Origin of the sequence: Promicromonospora umidemergens, from assembly GCF_024171995.1 — a bacterium.
In the GTDB taxonomy this organism is placed as follows: domain Bacteria; phylum Actinomycetota; class Actinomycetes; order Actinomycetales; family Cellulomonadaceae; genus Promicromonospora; species Promicromonospora umidemergens.
The window spans coordinates 20,922-42,128 of record NZ_JAMTCT010000032.1 but is presented as its reverse complement, the minus strand read 5'-3'; the positions used below and the strand labels follow the sequence as shown (position 1 = coordinate 42,128).

16 protein-coding genes are annotated in these 21,207 nt (G+C 70.0%); 10 read left to right on the top strand and 6 right to left on the bottom strand.

What is annotated here, in order from left to right:
• The first annotated feature begins 19 nt into the window (after positions 1-19).
• The 3 genes from APR04_RS28195 to APR04_RS28185 all read left to right on the top strand — a co-directional run bounded on the left by APR04_RS28195 (position 20) and on the right by APR04_RS28185 (position 1,475).
• Positions 20-718 carry a FadR/GntR family transcriptional regulator gene (locus tag APR04_RS28195; RefSeq protein ID WP_253877465.1) on the top strand — a complete coding sequence of 233 codons (699 nt, stop codon included), beginning with the start codon at positions 20-22 and terminating at the stop codon, positions 716-718.
• A 78-nt stretch (positions 719-796) separates the two neighbouring features.
• Positions 797-1,186 (top strand): type II toxin-antitoxin system RelE/ParE family toxin, encoded by a 390-nt coding sequence (locus tag APR04_RS28190; protein ID WP_253877463.1) that lies wholly within the window; start codon positions 797-799, stop codon positions 1,184-1,186.
• Positions 1,170-1,475, top strand: coding sequence for a helix-turn-helix domain-containing protein (locus APR04_RS28185; protein ID WP_253877461.1), 306 nt, complete (start codon positions 1,170-1,172; stop codon positions 1,473-1,475). The genes APR04_RS28190 and APR04_RS28185 overlap by 17 nt, the downstream gene beginning before the upstream one ends.
• A gap of 133 nt (positions 1,476-1,608) precedes the next feature.
• On the opposite strand, the gene APR04_RS28180 is transcribed toward APR04_RS28185, so the two are convergent.
• Entirely contained in the window at positions 1,609-2,103 is a 495-nt protein-coding gene (locus APR04_RS28180) for a MarR family winged helix-turn-helix transcriptional regulator (protein ID WP_253877459.1), read from the bottom strand.
• A 101-nt stretch (positions 2,104-2,204) separates the two neighbouring features.
• Between APR04_RS28180 and APR04_RS28175 the strand changes: the two genes are divergently transcribed.
• Positions 2,205-4,490, top strand: coding sequence for an LLM class flavin-dependent oxidoreductase (locus APR04_RS28175; protein WP_253877457.1), 2,286 nt, complete (start codon positions 2,205-2,207; stop codon positions 4,488-4,490).
• A 40-nt stretch (positions 4,491-4,530) separates the two neighbouring features.
• On the opposite strand, the gene APR04_RS28170 is transcribed toward APR04_RS28175, so the two are convergent.
• Positions 4,531-5,622, bottom strand: a complete 1,092-nt coding sequence (locus APR04_RS28170) for a DUF1963 domain-containing protein (RefSeq protein WP_253877455.1) — start codon at positions 5,620-5,622, stop codon at positions 4,531-4,533.
• Between the two features lie 471 nt (positions 5,623-6,093).
• Here APR04_RS28170 and APR04_RS31215 point away from each other — a divergent pair, with 471 nt between their 5' ends.
• The 4 genes from APR04_RS31215 to APR04_RS28150 all read left to right on the top strand — a co-directional run bounded on the left by APR04_RS31215 (position 6,094) and on the right by APR04_RS28150 (position 12,821).
• Positions 6,094-8,475 carry an RHS repeat-associated core domain-containing protein gene (locus APR04_RS31215; protein ID WP_253877453.1) on the top strand — a complete coding sequence of 794 codons (2,382 nt, stop codon included), beginning with the start codon at positions 6,094-6,096 and terminating at the stop codon, positions 8,473-8,475.
• A 1,115-nt stretch (positions 8,476-9,590) separates the two neighbouring features.
• A complete protein-coding gene (locus tag APR04_RS28160; protein WP_253877451.1) occupies positions 9,591-10,205 on the top strand; it encodes a SprT-like domain-containing protein in 615 nt (204 codons plus the stop codon).
• Positions 10,206-10,209: 4 nt separating this feature from the next.
• Entirely contained in the window at positions 10,210-11,250 is a 1,041-nt protein-coding gene (locus tag APR04_RS28155; protein ID WP_253877449.1) for a 3-oxoacyl-[acyl-carrier-protein] synthase III C-terminal domain-containing protein, read from the top strand.
• A 146-nt stretch (positions 11,251-11,396) separates the two neighbouring features.
• Positions 11,397-12,821 carry a Gfo/Idh/MocA family protein gene (locus tag APR04_RS28150; RefSeq protein ID WP_253877447.1) on the top strand — a complete coding sequence of 475 codons (1,425 nt, stop codon included), beginning with the start codon at positions 11,397-11,399 and terminating at the stop codon, positions 12,819-12,821.
• A 75-nt stretch (positions 12,822-12,896) separates the two neighbouring features.
• Here the strand turns inward: APR04_RS28150 and APR04_RS28145 are convergent, their stop codons facing one another.
• The 4 genes from APR04_RS28145 to APR04_RS28130 form a co-directional block, all read right to left on the bottom strand.
• Positions 12,897-14,528 carry a pectate lyase family protein gene (locus APR04_RS28145; protein ID WP_253877445.1) on the bottom strand — a complete coding sequence of 544 codons (1,632 nt, stop codon included), beginning with the start codon at positions 14,526-14,528 and terminating at the stop codon, positions 12,897-12,899.
• A gap of 110 nt (positions 14,529-14,638) precedes the next feature.
• Positions 14,639-15,733 (bottom strand): AEC family transporter, encoded by a 1,095-nt coding sequence (locus APR04_RS28140; protein WP_253877443.1) that lies wholly within the window; start codon positions 15,731-15,733, stop codon positions 14,639-14,641.
• Between the two features lie 57 nt (positions 15,734-15,790).
• Positions 15,791-16,975, bottom strand: a complete 1,185-nt coding sequence (locus APR04_RS28135) for a Gfo/Idh/MocA family protein (protein ID WP_253877440.1) — start codon at positions 16,973-16,975, stop codon at positions 15,791-15,793.
• Positions 16,972-19,029, bottom strand: a complete 2,058-nt coding sequence (locus APR04_RS28130) for a DUF6807 family protein (protein WP_253877438.1) — start codon at positions 19,027-19,029, stop codon at positions 16,972-16,974. Before APR04_RS28130 ends, APR04_RS28135 begins: the two co-directional genes overlap by 4 nt.
• 271 nt (positions 19,030-19,300) lie before the next feature.
• On the opposite strand from APR04_RS28130, the gene APR04_RS28125 reads away from it, so the two are divergent.
• Positions 19,301-20,224, top strand: coding sequence for a carbohydrate ABC transporter permease (locus APR04_RS28125; protein ID WP_253877436.1), 924 nt, complete (start codon positions 19,301-19,303; stop codon positions 20,222-20,224).
• Positions 20,217-21,170, top strand: a complete 954-nt coding sequence (locus APR04_RS28120) for a carbohydrate ABC transporter permease (protein WP_253877434.1) — start codon at positions 20,217-20,219, stop codon at positions 21,168-21,170. The genes APR04_RS28125 and APR04_RS28120 overlap by 8 nt, the downstream gene beginning before the upstream one ends.
• Positions 21,171-21,207 lie beyond the last annotated feature (37 nt).

Genomic DNA, 21,207 nt, shown 5'->3' with positions numbered 1-21,207 from the left:
ACAGAAGTACGATGGCCCGGTGAGAACCCATGAGCGCGTCCTGGCCAAGATCGAGTCCGGCCTCGCCGCGGGCAAGTGGTCCATCGGCGAGCGGCTCCCGGCCGAGCGGGCGCTCGCGGAGGAGCTGGGGGTGTCCCGCCCGTCGGTGCGCGAGGCGATCCGCGTCCTCGAGGCGATGGGCATCGTGCGCACCGCCGTCGGCTCCGGCCCGAGCGCCGGCGCCACCGTGATCGACCGGCCGGCGGCCGGCCTGGGTGCGGCGGTGCGGCTGCACGTGGCCTCCGGCACGCTGCCCGTGTCCGACGTCGTCCGGACGCGCGTGCTGCTCGAGACCGGGGTGGTGCGTGACGCCGCGGCCCGGGCGCCCGACGACGCCGCGCTGGCGAGGGTGCGCGGACACGTCGAGGCGATGGCTGATCCCGACCTCGACGTCGCCACGTTCGTGGAGCACGACCAGGACTTTCACATCGAGCTGGTCCGGCTGGGTGGCAACCAGCTCGTGGAGGCGGTCCTGATCGGCCTGCGGTCGGCCGTCGCGTCCTACGTCGTGGCGGGCGCCGCCGCGCTCGACGAGTGGCCGACGACCGCTGCGCGCCTGTGCGCGGAGCACCGCGCGATCGTCGATGCCGTCGCGGGGCAGGACGCCGCGACGGCAGAGCGGCTCATGCGCGAGCACATCGAGGGGTTCTACCGCGAGGCGGGTCTTGGCGGGCGCTGAGCGACGCCTGTGCCACGGGGCCCGTCAGCATCCGACTGCCGGCCGGCCTCTATCAGGAAATAAGGATACAGTGATAATGTGGCTTGGGATGTGGGGTTCGATGAGGAGGTGTTCGCGTGGCTCACGACGTTGGACGAGGGTTCGTTCGTTCAAGTGAGGGCGGCGATCAACGTGCTGCGGGACCGGGGGCCGCAACTGGGCCGTCCGCTGGTCGATACCGTCGTGGGGTCGCGCCACAAGAACATGAAGGAGCTGCGACCCGGGTCGTCCGGGCGTAGCGAGCTGCGGGTGCTGTTCTGCTTTGATCCCGAACGGGCGGCGATTCTGCTGGTCGGCGGGGACAAGGCGGGGAACTGGTCGGGCTGGTATCGGGCAGCTGTCCCGCTGGCTGATGTCCGCTACGACGCCCACCTCGATGAGTTGAAGGCGAAGCAGGAGAAAGGGGCCGGTGATGGCAAGGAACCTTGAGGACCTGGACCGGGCGCGCCCGGTCGATCCCGCCAAGCTCGCCGCAGCGGAGGAGGGGCTGCTGGCTCGGCAGCGGGCGTACCAGCTGCGTGAGCTGCGCACCGCACAGGAGCTGACGCAGGCCGAGCTGGCTGAGCGGATGCATGTCGGGCAGAACCGCGTCTCCCAGATCGAGTCCGGCGGCGCGGAGTCGACTCGTCTGGACACGTTGCGCCGCTACGCCCAGGCGCTGGGTGGCACTCTCTCGGTCGAGGTGACCATCGGGGACATCCGGTACATCGTCGCCTGACGGACTTGAGGCCTCGGCGCACGCCAAAGGCGTCGTCGGGCGGCAGGTGGTCGCCGAGCGCCTCGGACTCGCGGGAGGCCGCTGTTCGCCAGACCTGGTGGAGGGTGCTCATCGGCTGAGGTCAGAAGATTCCTCAGCTCCGCGTCGTCGCCTCGACCACCGTGCGGCACGGGTCGTCGTCCGGGCCGGCGCCGGTGGCGGCGCGCTCCAGCAGCTCGCGGAGCAGTGCGCGCTGCGTGGGCTCGAGCCCCGCGAGCAGCTCCTCCTCCGCCGCGGCTACGCGTGCGTCCATGGCGGCGAGCACCCCCAGGCCCTTGTCGGTGGCCACGATGCGGCGCGCGCGGCGGTCGGCCGGGTCCTGCTGGCGCGCGACGAGCCCGCACTCCTCGAACGCGTCGAGCAGGTAGGTCATGACCGTGCGGTCGATGCCGAGGGTCGAGGCGAGCGCCGCCTGGCTCGGCAGGTTGCCGTGCACCACCGCCGTGAGCAGCTGGTAGCCGCGTGTGCCCTGCGGCAGGTCGTCGGCAGCGGCGTCGACCCGGGCGCTCCACTCGCGCAGGAGCGCGGCGAGCGACCAGCCGAACAGGGAGTGCTGACCCGTGCGGGTCTCGGCGGGAGCGGTGCTCATGCTGCCATCCTAGGGGAATGTGCAGAAAACCAGAAGAGTTGTGGGTAATATCATCTGCAGGACAGACGATTATCGACCACTCCGAACAGGACAGAAGGCACATGACTGACTACGGGCACGAACTGCTCTTCGGCACATTCATCTCCCCGACCAACGCCGATCCGCAGGGCCCCGTCCGGCTGGCCCAGCTCTCGGAGCAGCTGGGCCTGGACCTCGTCACCTTCCAGGACCATCCGTACCAGCCGTCGTTCCTGGACACGTGGACGCTGATGTCCTGGGTGGCCGCGCAGACCGAGCGCATCCACATCTCCGGGAACGTCCTCAACCTGGGCATGCGCCAACCCGCGATCGTGGCGCGCTCGGCCGCGAGCCTCGACCTGCTCAGCGGGGGGCGGTTCGAGATGGGTCTCGGCGCCGGCGGCTTCTGGGACGCGATAGCGGGCATGGGCGGCCCGCGCCGCACGCCCGGCGAGGCCGTCAGTGCCCTCGAGGAGGGCCTCGAGATCATGCGTGGGATCTGGGACGCGGGCAACCGCACACCGCTGCGCGTGGCCGGAAAGTTCCACCAGGTCGACGGCGCCAAGCGCGGTCCGGCCCCCGCCCACGACATCCCGATCTGGATCGGTGCGCTCAAGCCGCGCATGCTCCGCCTCATCGGCACGAAGGCCGACGGCTGGCTGCCTTCGCTCCCCTACCTGAAGGACGGCGACCTGGCCCGCGGCAACGCCACGATCGACGAGGCAGCACTGGCCGCCGGGCGCTCGCCGAGCGAGATCCGCCGCCTGCTCAACATGGGCGGGACCATCACGAGCCGCTCGTCGGGCCCGCTGCAGGGGCCCGCCGACCAGTGGGTCGAGGAGCTCACGCACATGGCGCTGGAGGACGGCGTCAGCACCTTCATCGCCATGGGCGACGACCCGGACCAGATCCGGGCGTTCGCACAGGAGGTCGTCCCGGCGGTGCGGGAGGCGGTCGCCGCCGAACGGCGCAGCGCCGGGACGGCGCCGGCGTCGGCCCGCCGTGGTGCGAAGGCGCTCGCCGCGCGGCGACAGGGGATCGACTACGACTCGCTCCCGCCCGAGCTGGCCGCCCGGGCCGTGGAACCCGGTGACCGTGAGTACGGGTCGGTGCGGCACAACTACCTGCGGGCCGGGGCTCCGGGTTTGGTGCTACGGCCGCAGGGCGTCGACGAGGTCGCGTCCGGGCTGGCCTGGGTACAGAAGCAGGATGTGGAGCTCGCCGTCCGCTCGGCCGGGCACGGCATCTCCGGCCGGTCCACGAACGACGGCGGCGTGGTGCTCAGCATGAGCGGCATGCGGTCGGTCGAGGTGGTCGACGAGGCCACGCGGCGCGTCCGGATCGGCGCCGGGGCCACCTGGGGCGAGGTGGCGGAGACGCTCGCGCCGCGCGGCTGGGCCATCACGTCGGGCGACTACGGCGGCGTGGGCGTCGGCGGGCTCGGGACCACCGGAGGCATCGGCTACCTGGGCCGGCTGCAGGGTCTGACGATCGACCACGTGGTCGCGGCCGAGGTCGTCACCGCCGACGGCCGCGTGCTGCACGCCTCCCGCGACAAGCACCCGGACCTGTTCTGGGCGCTGCGCGGCGCCGGCGGGAACATGGGCGTGGTCACCTGGCTGGAGATCGAGGCCGGCGTGGTCGGCGACGTGGTCTACTCCCAGATGACGCTCGACGCGACCGACACGGTGGGGCTCCTGGAGAAGTGGGGCGCCGCAGTCGAGGCGGCGCCGCGCGGGCTCACGTCGTTCATGGTCCTGGGCCGCGGGCGTGGCGGTCAGGGCCCGATGGCGCAGCTCATGACGGTGATCGCGGCGGAGGGCGCCGACGTCGAGCCGGACGAGGCCATCGCCCAGCTGGAGCTGCTGGCCGATGCCGGACCGCTGCTCGGCCACCAGGCGCAGCTGCTGCCGTACTCCGGTGTGGTGCGCAAGGAGGATGCCCACCACTCGGGCGGCGGAGACCCGTCTGCGCGGGGAGGTCTGCTGACTCACCTCGACCAGGGCACGAGCCGGGCGATCGAACGGCTGCTGGGCTCCGGGGAGTCCTACTTCACGCAGATCCGTGCGACGGGCGGCGCCGGGAACGACGTCGCACCCTCCGCTACCGCCTACGCGCACCGGCACCAGAACTTCGCGCTGACGGCGCTCGCCACCAATCAGGACCGGATCAACCAGGCGTGGGACGCGGAGATCGGGCCGGTGATGGACGGTTCTTACCTCTCCTTCGACACCGACAGCCGCCCGGAGCGGCTGCTGGAGGCGTTCCCCGAGCCGACGTTCTCCCGGCTGCGGACGGTCAAGGCCACGTACGATCCGTCGAACGTGTTCCGGACGAACTTCCCGATCCCGCCGGCCGACGGAGCGTAGGGCTCCCCGCACGTCAGCGAGGTCCGGGCCGCCGGCACATCTACTCGTACTCGCTGATCGTGGTCACGGAGAAAGCCTTGTCCAGTCGGCCGGCTGCCAGGTCGTCATGGCGGACGGCGAAACTCCCGTAATAGGACTCTTCGTCCAGGGAAAAGATGGCGAGCGACATCCATTCACTCGTCAGCCTGTGCTGCTCCTGCTCCAGCTGGGAATACCACTTCCCGCTCTGGATGACGATCTCGCCGGCCATCTCGCGCACCACGAGCGTCTGCCCCGCAAGGCTCTCGATCACCTCATCGTCGACGTACCCGCCGATATATGCGCTGGCGAACCCTTCGTCAGGCGGCCAGAGGTCGTAGGCCAGAGCGCAGAGCTCGTCCAGGTGCGGCATCTCGCGCTCGAGGTCACGGGCCAGCTGCTGCTGGAAGGGCGAATGGTCGTCCTCGTCCTCGTCCTCCTCTTCCTCGTCCTCGTCCGGCGCGAGCCAGGTGGGCAGCTCCACGCTGAGCGTGGCGCTGACGTCGTACTGCTTGCCGACGGACTGGAAGTCGGAGGGTTCCGCGACCGCGGTCTCGGTGCCGGCCGGGACATGCACGACTCGCGAGAACTGCTGGTCTCCGGTGTTGGTGGCCAGGTGGTCTTTTTCGTGGTTCAGGAAGAACAGCAGCGAGCCGTCTACCGGCAGGTCGAAGCCGTCGATCCTCGGCAGCAGCGCACAGTCGACGGAGAAGATGAACGGCAGCTGACCGAACTCGTCTGACGGCCAGTCTTCGTCCACCGGCAGCCGGGGCAGCCCACGGAACTGTCCGACCGGAACACCGCGGGAGCCGCCGCTCAACCGGATCGACAACCGGAGGTGCTCGATGAACCTGCCGACCTCGTCGTCCGGGAGGCTCAAGGCGAGCGCGGCGCGACGAAACTGCCCCTGATGATCCATGGCCCAGGATGATGCCACGATTTTCAACGACGTAGCGCGGGCCCGACGACGAGGTGAGCCGCCGGCCGCGTGCGCCGTTGCCGACACCCGGCCATCGCATACGGTCACGGTTTCGTAACGGCTACATGGCGTAGCTAAAACTTCGCCAGAGTGTGCGCGCGTTGAATCCTCGCGGATTCGGCGCTGGGCCAGCATCTGCCCTTGGTCACGTTTCACCCGCTCCGGGGTGAATTATGGGTGAAATTACCCGCCACGCCTCATTGCCCGGCCTTGGCCAACATCAGCAGTGTTTGGAAACCTCCTTGACTGTGACGCCCGCGATGCGGCGAATGTTACGTGCCGCTGCTTTGTCGTGTCTTGGGGGAGTCGTCTCATGTTGGTCATTCGAGGTGTCCGCGCCGCCGACGACCATCAGCGATGCGACCAGACCCGCCACCGCGCGTCGAGGACGACACCGGCCGGGTGACGGCCACGACCGACGCACGCGGTGAGACTCTGGCGTACACCTATGACGCGCTGGGGAGGAAGACTGCGATGCGTGACAACTCCGCCACAGGCCCTGAGCGTGTCCGGTGGAGATACGACCTACTGGCGGATGGCACGGTCGTCAAGGGGCAGCCGGCTTCGGCCACGAGGTTCCACGACGGGGCCGGGTACACGACCCGGGTGAACGGGTACACCGACCGGTACCTGCCCACGGCGCGAACGGTCGAGATTCCTCAGACCGAGGAACTCGGTGCCCTGGCTGGTGAGTACACCAGCGAGTACATCTACACCAAGGACGGGCGGATGCATTTTGAGCGCGTCCCGGCCGCGGGAGGGCTCGCCTCTGAAGGGCTGACCACGTTCTACACCGACACCAATGTGGCGGACGGGCTGACCGGTGGCGGGGGTGTAGGCGACTACGTGACCAGGGCGGACTTCCTGCCCACCGGTGAGGTGTCGTACCTCTCGACGGGGAACACGTACGCCTATCAGCAGTCGCGCCAATACGGGACGGGCACTCGCCGACTCGAAGGTGTGACGACGACGCAGCAGATCGGAACGCAGGGTGACCTGCGCGAGCTGCAGCACGCCACCTACGAGTACGACGATGCGGGCAACGTGCTGAGCGTAAAGGACGTCCCGGCTGCGGAGTCGGGTCAGCAGGCTGATCAGCAGTGCTATGAGTACGACTGGGCGCGGAGGCTGACTGGCGCGTGGACGCCGGGATCAGGGGACTGTGCCGCCGTGCCGACGGTGGCTGCGCTGGGTGGTGCGGAGCCGTACTGGACGTCGTACACCTATGACGTGCTGGGCAACCGCCTGAACACGGCGCAGCACCTGCCCTCGACCGGTGATGCGGCCGCCGCTGCGGGAAGCGGGAGTGCTGGTGCGGATGCTGCTGCGGGCTCGTCCGAGGTTGGGTCGAGCGGGGCTGTGGCTGAGGCATCGGGTGCGGTGACGAGCACATATGCCCGCCCGGCTTCGGGTGCGGGCTCGACGCGGCCGCACGCGGTCACGAGTGTGTCTGCGACCGATGCCAGTGGTACCCAGCTGGGTACGAGCGAGTACTCCTATGACGCGTCGGGGAACATGGTCGGTCGCGACCTGGCCAGGGAGTCTGCGCAGTCCCTGGCGTGGGACGCGGAGGGTGAGCTCGCTTCGGTAGAGCAGGACGAGAATGGTGACGGATCTGTCTCGGCGTCGGAGTCGGACGAGTTCGTGTATTCCGCTGCTGGGGACCGGCTGGTTCGTACGCAGGACGGTGATGTGACGGTGTATCTGCCGGGGCAGGAGATCACGCTGGACGGTAAGACCGGGGCTGTTTCTGCACAGCGCTACTACACGTTTGCGGGGCAGACGGTCGCGGTGCGGTCGGGCACGATGGCGGTGGACGTGACGAGTATCTTCGCTGACGCACATGGGACGGGGACGATTCAGGTCGCGAACACGGTGGATCGGGTGGTTCGCCGGTATACGGATCCGTTCGGTGCGGTGCGTGGTTCCAGCGCGGGGGCGCCGGCTGATGCTGACGGGTCCGGGTCGGGGTGGGTCGGGGATCACGGGTTCTTGGACAAGCCGCAGGACACGAGTGGGCTGACGGCGGTCGGAGCCAGGTTGTACGACGCGACGCTGGGGGCGTTCGTGTCAGTGGATCCGGTGATGGATCTGGCTGATCCGCAGCAGTGGAATGCGTACGCGTATGCGAATCAGAATCCGGTGACGTGGTCGGATCCGACGGGGCTGTTGCCGATAGGTGCGGGGCATGCGGGATATAACCCGCGAACCCAACCGGATGGCGGTGACCCGTGCGCGGGCGCGATATCTTGTGTGAAGACGAAAAAGGGCTCTGGTAGTGCGCCGGTGAAGGTACGCGAGTGCTATACGGCGTACGCGTGCCGCTTCTTCGCTACCCATGCGGACGCGTACACAACCAGTGGCGGTGGATCGGTTGGGTTGGTCAATTACGCTTCGAGCATATCTAGTGGCCAGACGGTATCTCGGTCAGGTGCGGCGGCCATCGCGCAGGCTGCTGCGCGTGCCAAGGAGATGGCGCAAATCCGTGAGCGCGATGCGGCGCGCAATGAGTTGGAGAGGCAGGCCAAGATCGCTCAAGCGAGTTCTTGGCTCACACACAACTTCACAACGGCGGAGGGTATTGCTGGTTGGACTGATCAAGGCGCTGACCTGACGGGATACATAAGTATGGCCGCTTCGGCGGTCCAAGGATTTGCCATCGGTGCGGGCTTTGCGACCTGCGTTCCAACGGCAGGAACGGGATGTCTCGTGGGTGGCTCTGTTGCCACGATGGCCGGCCTTGGAGCGCGAGTATCTGGCAACGCCTCCAGTTTGCTGTCATTCGCAAACGGCGTCGCTAATTACCGCCTCGGGAGGCGAGTCGAGGCCGGGTCCTCATTTGCTGCCGCTGGGGTCGGTTTCGCTACCGGCGGACTGGGCTCCGGCCCGCTTCGGACGGTGATGAACGTAAGCGATCCAGCAGAGCAGTGGATCGGAGAAACCACTGCCACGCTCGTCGGACAACTTCTGGAAGGGCCGGGTTCGTGAGTGAGCTAGAACGTATCACCGGAAGCGGCGGGAACAGCCAACTTCCTCGAAGGGTTGGAGCGTATCTTGGATTCTTGGGAAGCGTGATATCTGTCTTAATCGCTGCAATCTTCGACGTCCCGCCACTTATCGTGATAATGACCGCGGTGAGCGTAACGGTAGGGACGCGAGCTTTCGAGTTTCTTATGTCCGGCATGAAGCGGGCGGAGCGATTCAGTGGGCGAGGTGTTGGAGACAGCTGGCGAACACTAGTGTTGTACGCCGTGTTCCTGGCGTTAATTGCAGCGCAGATCCTTGCTGTACGAGATCTAGGTTTATGGTGGGCGGCCCTTATCGCTCTACCGGCATACTTCGTCGAAGCCCTTTTGGCAAGAGAAAGATTGCCAACGAGATTCCGTTCGAAGTAGGTTCACAGTGCACTCGCTGAAAACGTGGCGAATAACGAGTTTCCGCAGGTGGACTAGATCGATCCAAAGACTGGCCAGATCGTGCGGCTCCCGGGGGCGCCGGCTGATGCTCTCTGGGGGACGGGTATAGGTCTCGTCCTGCTGGCTGCACTATCCACAGGGATGCTTGCCCGTGGATCCGGATACAGTGGGTCGCCGCTCTTGACCGGTGTGATGGTGGCGATTTTGCTGGATGCGGGGTTCCTGATCTGGGTTGCAATCTCAGTCCAGGTCAGGAAACGCCGGGAAGCTCGCGCGGGATACGTCACGGTGATGAATGAGAGGCCGGACCTAGATCAAGTCGATCCGCGGACGGGCAGGGTGATCCGTCGTGGAGGGGAACCGTTCCTAACCCGTGAGGAACACCTGCGGCGCATTGGATTGGTCCGGGAGGCGTTGGAGGCTCAGCAGTCCGATTCGGCTGGAGGTGGGCTCGAACCCCCGCCGAGGGGCGCTTCGGCGGGGTGAAGCTATGGCTGAATGGGCAAGCCTGTTTCCGTGCCTCGTTGAGTTGTTGATCCATTCGGGACGTTCCATACACGCTCGATCGGAGCATGGTCCGGTGCGCCGGGCTGTGGATAACCTTGCCCGGGTGTCAGTGGAGCCCCGTAGGTTCGACAGCGTCCGGAACGGCCGGACGCAATCACCACGATCACCGCAGGGGTACGCATGAACCTTGTCGCCGCCTCGCGCCTGGCGCGCGAGCTGATGGACCAGCACGGCCTGAAGGCCTGGACGTTCGAGTTCGACGACGCCGTCCGGCGCGCCGGGATGTGCAGCTACGGCAAGAGCCGGATCAGCCTGTCCGCGCCGCTCACCCGGATCCATGAAGAGCGCGAGGTGCGGGACACGATCCTGCACGAGGTGGCGCACGCGCTCGCCGGACCGAGGGCCAAGCACGGTCCGGCGTGGCGCGAGGTGGCGGTGCGGATCGGGTGCTCGGGCCGGCGGTGCGTGGACCCGTCGGCGCCGTCGATCGACGGGCCGTGGGTCGGGACCTGCTCGGCGGGCCACCGGACCACACGGTTCCGGCGGCCGCCGGGCATCATGTCCTGCCGTTCGTGCGGACCGCGGTTCGCCCTGGCCAACCTCGTCGCGTGGACGTACAAGGGCCGCAACGCGGCGATGGGGGAGCGGTACGACGCCCAGCTGCGCGGAGCGCTCCGTGAGGTGGGCGAGGTGCCGGACACCGGGCCGGGCGCCGAGGAGCGCGTGGTGCGGGCGGCCAGGGAACGGGTGCCCGGCCTGAGCGTCGAGCCGTTCGACCTGAGCGCGCTACGTTGAACCCATGGCTACGTCGCCCGCACTCGTACTCCCGCCCGGCGCTCCCGGCTCCCGCATCATCGGCCTGGGACACCACCAGCCACCGAAGATTCTCACCAACGAGGACGTCGCAGAGCTCGTCGAGACCAACGACGAGTGGATCCGGTCCCGCACGGGCATCGTCACCCGCCACGTAGCGGCTGACGACGTCACGGTGGCCGACATGGCGACCGCGGCGGCCGAGCACGCGCTCGCCGACGCCCGTGTGGCCGCGGACGCCGTCGACCTGGTGATCGTCGCGACCGCCACCAACGACGACCGCTCGCCGAACACGGCCGGGCGGGTCGCGTACGCGCTGCGCACCGGCGTCCAGCCCGGCGCCTCGACGCCTGAGGGCGAAGAGGTACCGGACCTGCGCAACGTGGTGGGTCCAGCGGCGATGGACCTCAACGTGGCGTGCTCGGGGTTCGCGCACGCGGTAGGACTGGCCGACCAGGCGATCCGCGCGGGGTCGGCGCGCACGGCCCTGGTGATCGGCGCGGAGAAGCTCACCGCGTACACCGACTGGAGCGACCGCTCGACCTGCATCCTGACGGCCGACGGTGCGGGTGCGGCGGTGCTGCAGGCCGCGGACGTCCCCGCCGTCGGGCCGGTCGTGTGGGGCACGGAGCCGGAGCTCACGCCCGCCGTGCGGATCGAGGTACCCGAGGTGAAGTTCCAGCAGGACGGCCGGGCGGTGTTCAAGTGGGCGATCACGCGGGCCGCCGACAGGGCGCGCGACGTCGTGGCGCGGGCCGGGCTGAGCATCGACGACATCGAGGTGCTCGTCGCGCACCAGGCGAACCTGCGGATCATCGAGCCGCTCGCCAAGGCCCTCGGGCTGGAGGGCAAGGTGGTGGTCACGGACATCACGGAGTCGGGCAACACGTCGGCGGCATCGATCCCCATGGGCCTGGCCAAGTGGTGGCACGCCGGCAAGATCCCGGCGGGCGTGCCGGCGCTCCTGTTCGGGTTCGGTGGCGGGTTCGCCTGGGCCGGACAGGTGGTCATCACACCCGAGCGGTGAGCTGAGAGGGCGGCGATCTCGGACCGGTGCCGCCGGGCTGAGACACCGCCCTCTTGCACACCCGTCATGGACAGCGCTTTCCAAGCGCCGTATCGTTTCAGTCCCACCCGCCCGACGTCGACGATGACGCAAGGAGCTCTCCACCGATGCCAGAGCCGACCACCGAGCCGACCACCGAGCCGACCACAGAGCCGATCACCGGTCCGACACAAGAGCCCGCGCCGCCGTCGGGCCCGCTGCCCGAGGGGCGCCGCCGCTACGCGGTGGTCGGCACGGGACACCGCGCGTCCATGTACATCAACGCTCTGATCGGCACGCACGCGCCGGACGGCGAGATCGTCGCGTGGGTCGAGCCCAACCCGGTCCGCGCGGCAGCGTACGAGGCGCGGGTGGCGGCCGCGCTCGGCGGCATCCGCCCTGTGTACGAGCCCGACGACCTGGAGAAGGCGATCGCGGAGCAGTCCGTGGACCGCGTGATCGTCACCTCGGTCGACCGCACCCACGGCGACCTGGTCGCTCGTGCGCTGCGGGCCGGCGCCGACGTCGTCGTGGAGAAGCCCATCGCCGCGCACGCCGACCAGGCCCGGGAGATCGTGGCCGCGGTCGCGGAGACCGGCCGGGACCTGGTCACGACGTTCAACTACCGCTACTCGCCCCGCAACAGCGCGCTGCGCGAGGTGGTCGCGAGCGGCGAGATCGGCCGCGTGCTGTCGGTCCACTTCGACTGGGCCCTCGACACCGTGCACGGGGGCGACTACTTCCGCCGCTGGCACCGCGAGAAGGTGAACAACGGCGGTCTGCTGGTGCACAAGTCGAGCCACCACTTCGACCTCGTCAACTGGTGGATCGACGGCGTGCCGCAGCGCGTCTTCGCCACGGGCGGCCGGCGCTTCTACGGCGACGACGGCGCGCACGAGACCGGCTACGAGCCCACCGAGGCCGAGCGCGCGCTGAACGAGCGCGGCGTCGACCCGTGGCAGCTCTCCGTCGAGAAGAACAAGTGGCTGTCCGCGCTGTACGGGCCCGAGGCGCAGGCCGTGGACGGCTACGTGCGCAACCGGTCGGTGTTCGACGAGGGAATCACCACGGAGGACACCCTTGGGCTCGTCGTCGAGTACGAGGGCGGCGCCCTGCTGACCTACTCGCTCACCGCGCACGCGCCCTGGGAGGGCTACCGCGTGGTCGTGAACGGCACACGCGGCCGCGCGGAGCTGGAGGTCACCGAGCGCGGCTCCGTCGAGTTCGGCGAGGACGGCGCGGCGGTCCTCGACCCGAGCGCCACCGAGGTGTTCGCCGGCGACGACGTGCGGCCCATCGGCGAGCGGCTGGTGGTGCAGCGGCACTGGGAGCGTGCCGAGGAGCGGCCCATCGTGCGCGGCGGTGGCGGGCACGGCGGCGGCGACGCGCTGCTGCTGGCCAGCGTGTTCGCGCCAACGGGCGAGCAGGACCCGCTCGGGCGAGCGGCCGGCTATGTCGACGGCGTCCGCGCCTCGTCGGTCGGCTACGCGGGCAACCGCTCGCTGGAGACGGGCGACCCGGTCCGCATCGAGGACCTGAACCTGGGCGTCTGAGCTGGTTGTGAGCGTGATCGTCGCGCCTAGAGCGGGCACATGGCCGCAACGATCACGCTCACAACCAAGGACCGGCTACCTCGGGGAGGTCGAGCGCAGCTCGCCCGCTCCCGCACGGGCCAGGACCACCCACGGGACCGCGACCGTCGGCAGCAGCCGGTACCGGTACGCGTCCGACGGCGCCCAGCGCGCCTCGTCGGCCAGCGGCGTCGACGCCGTCGCGTTGTAGGCCGCCAGGAGGTCTGTCCGCCGGCCGTTCAGCGTGGTGCCCGACTCGCTGAGCATCGTGCCGCCGTACGCGCCGACCACCTTCGCGGGGTCGGACCCGCGGGCCAGCCGGACCGCGTTGTTCTCCACCACGAGGCTCGACTCCCTGCCGGAGCCCCAGTAGTACTGGAACGAGCCCGCCTCGGCCTGTCGGCGGGTCTGCCGGTAGTAGTTGTTGTAGGCATGCACGTCGCCGTACCGGACGCGCGGTGCGCGCTGGCCGATGTCCTCCCAGTAGTTGTGGTGCAGCGTCACGCGGTGCTGCCCACGGTCCTGGGTGCGGGAGTCCGACGAGCCGATCAGCATCGTCTTGTCGTGGCTGAGGAACTCGTTGTACGACACGGTGACCAGGTCCGAGCCGTGCGTTATGTCGAGCAGACCGTCGTGCACCTCGAACGGCCGCCCGTAGACGACGGGGAGCGAGCCGGCGGGGTGCGCTCCGTCGTCGAACGTGGAGTGGTCCACCCACACACTGGTGGACGTCCACAGCGAGACGTTGTCGTAGGCGGAGTTCCAGTTCCCGGCCTCGCCGTCACCGGGGTCCCACTGCGGGAAGCAGTCATAGCCGTCCGAGAACCGCAGGTTCCGGAGGATGACGTTGTGCGCGTCCCGCACGCGGAGGTTCGCGCCGGAGATCTGGGCGTCGTCGCCGACCCCCACGATCGTCACGTTCGAGCCGACGTGCTGCTGGGTCTGCGCCGCCTGCAGGCTCGCCGCCGCATCACGCGCCTGCTCCAGCGGCCCCTCCGGATCGGCCCGACCCCACGGGCCGGACGGGTCGTACTGCGCGATGTAGTCGTCCATCGAGAACGGCTCGCCGGTACCCTCCACCGTCACCTGAGAGGCGAGGTCCTCGCAGGTCAGCCGGGTTGCGTCCGGAGCGGTGAACGCATCGATCGCACCCGTGACGTACACGATCCGCGGGGTCTCGTTGTACCGGGCGTCGTTCTGGCTGCCGCCCTCGCGGCCGGCGAGCGCGTCGCGCAGCTCCTGCCAGGTGTCGACCTCGTAGACCTCGGCCCGCGTGGCCGCGGCTCCACCCGTCGTGGGCCGGGCCTGTCGCTCCACACCCTCCGGGAACGTGGGGCCGGACCAGGCGGCCCAGCCGTCGTCGGTCGAGATGGTCTCGCGGCCGAGGTCGCCGCGGTGTCCGCCCTGCGAGTGCCCGCCCGAAGAGTGCCCGCCCTGCGAGTGCCCGCCCTGCGAGTGCCCGCCCTGCGCGTGCCCGCCCGACGCGTACCCGACGGCGGCCCCCGCACCTTCGGCCGGGTGCGCCGCGGCCGGCGGCCCGACGGCGACCAGCACGCCGGCCATCCCCACGGCCAGCGCCAGGGGCAGCGCCAGGGAACGGACGAGCGGGCGGGTGACGGGCAGCGCTGGCGCGTTCCCCGGCGTCGGGCCGACGACTCGGCGCGGGCGGAGGACCGGTGGTGTTCGCATGTGACTCCCTTGTCCATGAGACCGGCCGTCCCAACGACGGGAAACCGGTTTCTCGCAACGATGCCAGTCCGGCCGCTCCACCACAAGACCCTGGCACACCCGGGCGGGCTTCAGCCCAGAAGGACGCCGACGACCACCAGGACGGGCACGCAGAGCGCCGTCGTCCAGACGGTCGCGCGCGCCGTGACGCCGTCGAACACGCCGTACCGCGTCGCGTACGTGGTGACGTTCACCGCCGTGGGCAGCGCGGCCATCGTGACGACGACGGCCAGCGCCGGCGTGTCGAGCCCCATCGCGGTACCGACGGCCCACGCGGCCAGCGGGTGCAGCACGTTGCGCACCAGCACCGCGAGCGCGACCACCGCCCGTACGAGCACGCGGTCACGGCCCGTCCACCACGGGGCCGACGCCGGGGCTGGACCCGACGCGGCGCCGTGGCGCACCCCGCCCTGCGCCGCAGGAGGGCTGAGCGCGGGCATCGGCACCGCGAGGGTCATCCCGAAGGTCAGCAGGCCGAGCGGCGGGGCGGCGGCGCCGATCAGGTCGAAGGGCAGCAGGGCGACGTCGGGCAGCCGCAGGCCGGTCAGCTCACCGATCACGGCGACCAGCAGGCCGGCGAGCGTGCCGACCGTGATCGGGTTGCGGACGGCGGCGAGCGGGACGCGGGCCACCGACGTCCAGCTCGACCGGGTGGCCGTCCGGGGAGCCCCGTTCGCTGGAGCGGACCGGTCGAGCACCGCGAGCGCCAGCGGTGCCAGCACGAGCAGCTGGAAGAGGAGGGTCGGCACCACGGCGAGGGCGTCGTCGAACAGGTAGACGGCGAGCGGGATCCCGATGTTGCCGCCGTTGACGTAGACGGCGGCGAGCGTCGTCACGGCGACCGGACCCGCGGACAGCCGCAGCACCCACCGTGCCACCGCCGCGCTGACCAGGGCGAGCGCCGCGGTGGTGACCCAGGTGACCGCAGCGCCCCGAGACACCACGTGCGCGAGGTCGGTCGCCGCCAGGGTGCTGAACATCAGGGCCGGCGCGCAGATCGTGAAGGAGAGCGTGGCGAGGATCTGGCGGGCTCCGGCGCCGCTCTCGGAGGCGCCGCTCTCCGACCGGTCGTCGGCACCGCCCCGTGCCGCCCCGCGCGGGAGGGTGCTACCGGCGAGCAGACCGCGCCGCTGGATCACCCAGCCGAGCGCGACGATGCAGGCCATCGACCCGATGGCAGTGAGTACGGACAGCACCCGAGCACCCTCCCACGGTCGGTGGCGCTACTTCTCGACCGTCCATGGGGCGCCCAGCTCCGTGAACGTGCGCTGCTCGCGGGCAGCCCGCTCGCACCACTCGGCGACGTCGCGCACCACCGGATGCCGGGCGTCGCCCTCCGGGTTGCCCTGCGTGCCGGCGATCTTCCCGCGCGGGCCACCGCCGGGACCCGTGTCGACACCGTCCGCCCAGTCCACGAACTCGTCCCCGATCGGTGTCGGGTCGGCGGCGGTGCGCACGGCCTCGAGCACCTGCATGAACGCGCCGGTGTCGCGCGCGTCGCACAGGAGCCGTTCGCCGGTGCGGGCCCGGAGCAGGTTCTCCAGCAGGCCTGTCCGCCCGTACTGCTTCTCCGCGACGACCCGTCCGGTGCGCAGCCGGACCAGGTCGTGCTCGTACTCGAGCTCGATCTCGCCGGCGGTGCCCTGCACGATGACCCGCGCCGGGGTGCGTATCGCCGCGCACAGCGTGAGCCCGAACCCGTACCGCGTCCCGTCCGTGCCGACGGTCCGCAGGGACGAGGTGTCGTCGGCCTCGATCGGGTTGGCGCGCCACAGGTCGGTGTTCACGTAGGCGAGGTCGGTGCTGGTCCTGGCGCCGCCGACCCACAGTGCGGTCGCCACGGCGTGCGCGAGGGGGTTGGTCACCGCGCCGTCCACGACGGCGCGGTCGCCCATGCGCCGCCGCCCCGCCCACGGCGAGCGCGCCCAGTACGCGGCGGTCCGCACCCAGGTCCCGACGGCGCCGATCCCGGTCACCTGCCCCACCTCGCCGCGCGCGATCATGTCGACGACGGCGGGCAGCGCGTGGGAGCCGAAGGTCTGGAACCCGACCTGGCACAGGCGCCCGGTCCGTTCCGCGACGGCGACGAGCTCGGCGTGCTCGGCGAGGGAGGCGGTGGTCGGCTTCTCGAGCAGCACGTCGATGCCCGCCTCCATCGCGGCGCGCGCGAGCGGCAGGTGGGTGTGGATGGGCGTGGAGAGCACCACGACGTCGGGCAGCGTGCCGGTGTCCGCCGACAGCAGGTCACCCAGGCTCGCGAACCACGGCGCGGGGGCGTCGTCGGGCTCCCGCGGGTCGACGACGGCGCTCAGCCGCGCCAGCCCCCTGGCCTCGAGGTCCGCGACCGTCCGCAGGTGCGAGCCGCCGTGGCCGTGGACGCCGACGACCGCGACCTTCGGCAGGCTCACCGCCGGCCGCCGTCGGTGAGGTCGGCGGCCAGTGCCGCGGCGGCCGAGCTCGTGAGCGCGGAGTCGAGCAGCACGGCGACGAGGTCGAGCTGCACGGAGCCGCCCTCCGGCACGAGCAGCGGCGAGTCCCACGCGAGCGCCGGGCAGGCGCCGGGGTACTCGGCAGAACGCAGGAACCACGGGCGGACCTGGCTCGGCTGGACGAGCAGGAGCGTCGTGGACCGGCCCCCCTGCTGCTGCACGAACGCCACCCACGGCGACGTGCTGCCGTGCGCCTGGTTCTCGCCGGTGCCCGACGCCGACAGGACCCTGGTGCTCTCGGCGAGCGGCAGGCGCCAGAACAGGCCGCCGTAGCCGGCGCCCGGCCGGCCGTTGGTGGCGGGCGAGCGGATCTCCAGCGGTCCGTGGTCGGCGTGCAGCGTGGAGCGCCAGTCGAGCACCCAGCCGGGTGCTGCGGCCGATCCGGGGGTCTGGGGGAGCAGGCGCGCCGTCACCCGACGCTCCTCGCGAAGCTGCGGGTCGCCGTGCTCGTCGGACCACAGCACCTCCTCGACCAGGACCTCGCCTGCCTCGGCCCCCGCACCGGCCGGGCGCGAGGTGGGCGCGGCCTCGACGCGAACGCCCTCCGACGTCTGGCGGCCGTGGTTCTTCAGCAGCGTCGGCCCGACGTCCTCGATGAAGGTGCGGCCACCCCAGTGGCTGGTGCCGTTCACATCGGGAACCGCTATGCCGACGCCGTAGTGGTGGCGGTGGTCGACGGGGCTCACGTCGGTGAGCGGTACGCCCGCCAGGGTGTGCACCGGGTGCAGGTACGGACGCCGTGCGTGGACCTTCGGCATCCGGTCGCCCGCGTCGCGGCGCACCAGCTCCAGCCCGTCACCGCAGGTCAGTACGACGGTGTCGGCATCAGGACCCGCAGGTACGGACCACGTGGGGGCTGCCGTGGGCGGCACGGTCGGGATCTCCTCGCGCTGCACGTCACGGACGCCGACGCCGTCGTCGTCCGTGACGTGCACGCGCTCCGTGCCCTGGGGTACGGGCCCGGTACTGCCGCGCACCTCCAGGCTCGGCGTGAATCGAGCAGAGCTTGCGGGGTGGGCGTCGTCGTCGATCACAGCGTGCAGCTCCCTCCAGGCGTGGCGGCCGAGCTCGGCCTGCGGTACCGCGACCGTCGTCAGCGCGGGTGTTGCGTAACGGGACAGCTCGATGTCGTCGAAGCCGGCCACCGAGATGTCGGCAGGTACGGCCACCCCGGCCTCGTTCAGACCGGCGAGCAGGCCGAACGCGACCAGGTCGTTGAAGGCGACGGCTGCGGTGGCGCGGGTGGCGAGCACGGCGGGCGCGGCGGCGTGACCGGCCTGGATGTCCGGCCCGGCGGGCAGGTCGAGGATCTCGAGGTCGGCGTGCCGCTTCCGGGCGCGGTCGAGGCCTGCGCGGCGCAGCTCGTCGGATGCGCTCCGCACGGGGCCACCGAGGTAGACCATGCGGCGGTGGCCGAGCGACACGAGGTGCTCGACCACCTGGAGCGCGGCGTCCTCGTAGTCCACGACCAGGCTCGGTGCCGCGCCACCGGTCTCCCGGTTGACCAGGACCACCGGCTCGACGTCGGCGATGAGCGCGCTGAGCTCGGCGTCCCCGATGCGGGGCGAGACGAGCACGAGGGCGTCACAGCGCATCCGCGCCTCGAGCGCGATCGCGCCTTCCTGCTGGTCGTCCTCCACCGTGTCCGCGACGAGCACGCGGTAGCCGTCCTCGGCCGCACCGTCCATGACACCGCGCAGGATCTGCTGGAACACGGGGTTGCCGAGGTCCGGGACCACCAGTGCGACGGTCTGGGTACGGCCGAGCGCCAGGCTGCGCGCCGCGTTGCTGGGCCGGTAGCTCAGCCCCGCCGCGGCCTCCCGCACACGTTCCGCGATGGTCGCGTCGACGGTGCTGCGTCCGTTCATGACGCGCGAGACCGTCGCCCGCGATACGCCGGCCACCAGCGCTACGTCCCCGATCGTGGCCGTGACGCGGCGCTGACCCGCGCCTCGAGCGTTGCCGCTGACCATGTGCTCTCCGTCCGTCCACCGTCGTCCGACCGGCGCGCAGGGGGCTCCGAGCCATCTTTGGCGCGGCCCCTCGCTGCCGGTTTCCCGATGTGACGGTACACCATGGGAAACCGGTTGCTCGTGTGGTACGTTCCTCCACCAGAGACCGGTTTCTCACCGATGCGACCGGGGATCGACGACGATCCGGAGGACAAAACGCGATGCGCCACCCGAACCGCGAGCCCGGACCTTGGCGGTCCGAGCCCCCGCCAGCCCGTGCAGGGGTGAGCCCATGTCAGTGATCCAGGAGCTTTCCCGCAGCAAGCAGAGCGTCAGCCCACGGAAAAAGGGCGACGGACGCTGGGCGCTGCTCTTCCTCGCGCCCTGGTTCGTCGGGCTCGTGCTCATCACCGCCGGGCCCATGGGGGCCTCGCTGTACCTGTCCTTCACGGACTACGACCTGCTCTCGCCGCCGCAGTGGGTGGGCGTCGAGAACTTCACGCGGATGTTCGCGGACCCGCGGTTCCGGGGCTCCCTCGGCGTCACGTTCATGTACGTGTTCGTTTCGGTGCCGCTGCAGCTCGCCGCGGCCCTCGGCCTGGCGCTGCTGCTCGACCGGGGCATGCGCGGGCTCGCCCTGTACCGCTCCGTGTACTACCTGCCCTCCCTGCTCGGCGGTTCGGTGGCCATCGCGATCCTGTGGCGCCAGATCTTCGGCGCGGACGGCCTGGTCAACCAGGTGCTGGCGATGTTCGGCGTGCAGGGGCAGGGCTGGGTGTCGCACCCGGACTACGCGCTCGGCACCCTCATGGCGCTGAACGTCTGGACCTTCGGCGCTCCCATGGTGATCTTCCTGGCCGGCCTGCGGCAGATCCCCCAGATGTACTACGAGGCGGCCTCGATCGACGGAGCGAGCAAGTTCCGCCAGTTCCGTTCGGTCACGCTGCCGCTGCTGACGCCGATCATCTTCTTCAACCTTGTGCTGCAGCTCATCGAGGCGTTCCAGTCCTTCACCAGGGCGTTCGTGGTGAGTGGCGGCAACGGCGGCCCGTCCGACTCGACGCTGCTCTACACGCTGTACCTCTACCTCAAGGGGTTCGGTTCCCTCGACATGGGCTACGCGTCCGCGATGGCCTGGTTCCTGCTGCTGATCATCGGCGGCATGACCGCAGTCAACTTCCTCGCCTCCAAGTACTGGGTGTTCTACGATGACTGACGCCTCCACGCCCACACAGACCGCTACGGCGACGGCCGTGCGGCCGCCGTCCGACGGCGGCAGGTCCTCCGGTACCGAGGACCGCCGTCCGACCATCCGCCCCCGCGGCCGGCAGCTGCGCGCCAGGGTGGCCAGCGTCATCAAGCACGTGAGCCTGATCGCCTTCGGGTTCGTGATGCTGTACCCGCTGCTCTGGATGCTGGCCAGCTCGTTCAAGCCGAACGCGCTGATCTTCCGCGAGCCGGGCCTCATCCCCACCGACATCGACCTGTCCAACTACACGGACGGGTGGAACGCGCTGCTGCACCCGTTCAGCCACTACCTGATCAACTCGGCGATCGTGGTGATCGGTTCGGTGCTCGGGAACCTGCTCTCGTGCTCGTTGGCGGCCTACGCGTTCGCGCGGCTGGAGTTCCGGGGCAAGAAGCTGTGGTTCGCGATCATGCTCATGTCGATCATGCTGCCGATCCACGTCGTGATCGTGCCCCAGTACGTGCTGTTCTCCCAGCTCGAGTGGATCAACACGTTCCTGCCGTTGATCGTGCCGAAGCTCCTTGCCACCGACGCGTTCTTCATCTTCCTCATGGTCCAGTTCTTCCGCGGGATCCCGCGGGAGCTGGACGAGGCTGCGACCCTCGACGGTGCCAACCACCTGCGCATCTACCTGCAGATCATGCTGCCGCTGTCGATGCCTGCCCTGGCCACCACCGCGATCTTCACGTTCATCTGGACGTGGAACGACTTCTTCAGCCAGCTGATCTTCCTGACCCGGCCGGAGATGTACACCGTGCCGATCGCCCTGCGCACGTTCGTCGACTCCACGGGCGAGAGCTCGTGGGGCTCGCTGTTCGCCATGTCGATCGTGTCCCTGATCCCCGTCTTCATCGCCTTCCTGTTCGGGCAGAAATACCTGGTCAAGGGCATCGCGACCACCGGGATCAAATAGCTCCACCGCTCCGCGACAACGACGTCAACGTCACCGA

Bases quoted from the DNA above. Each gene is read 5' to 3' on its own strand.
- APR04_RS28170 (WP_253877455.1), bottom strand. From the start codon at position 5,622: ATGCTGGCCCAGCGCCGAATCCGCGAGGATTCAACGCGCGCACACTCT.
- APR04_RS28145 (WP_253877445.1), bottom strand. From the start codon at position 14,528: ATGCGAACACCACCGGTCCTCCGCCCGCGCCGAGTCGTCGGCCCGACG.
- APR04_RS28180 (WP_253877459.1), bottom strand. From the start codon at position 2,103: ATGAGCACCGCTCCCGCCGAGACCCGCACGGGTCAGCACTCCCTGTTC.
- APR04_RS28150 (WP_253877447.1), top strand. From the start codon at position 11,397: ATGCCAGAGCCGACCACCGAGCCGACCACCGAGCCGACCACAGAGCCG.
- APR04_RS28155 (WP_253877449.1), top strand. From the start codon at position 10,210: ATGGCTACGTCGCCCGCACTCGTACTCCCGCCCGGCGCTCCCGGCTCC.
- APR04_RS28175 (WP_253877457.1), top strand. From the start codon at position 2,205: ATGACTGACTACGGGCACGAACTGCTCTTCGGCACATTCATCTCCCCG.
- APR04_RS28130 (WP_253877438.1), bottom strand. From the start codon at position 19,029: ATGGTCAGCGGCAACGCTCGAGGCGCGGGTCAGCGCCGCGTCACGGCC.
- APR04_RS28140 (WP_253877443.1), bottom strand. From the start codon at position 15,733: ATGGCCTGCATCGTCGCGCTCGGCTGGGTGATCCAGCGGCGCGGTCTG.
- APR04_RS28125 (WP_253877436.1), top strand. From the start codon at position 19,301: ATGTCAGTGATCCAGGAGCTTTCCCGCAGCAAGCAGAGCGTCAGCCCA.
- APR04_RS28120 (WP_253877434.1), top strand. From the start codon at position 20,217: ATGACTGACGCCTCCACGCCCACACAGACCGCTACGGCGACGGCCGTG.
- APR04_RS28160 (WP_253877451.1), top strand. From the start codon at position 9,591: ATGAACCTTGTCGCCGCCTCGCGCCTGGCGCGCGAGCTGATGGACCAG.
- APR04_RS28185 (WP_253877461.1), top strand. From the start codon at position 1,170: ATGGCAAGGAACCTTGAGGACCTGGACCGGGCGCGCCCGGTCGATCCC.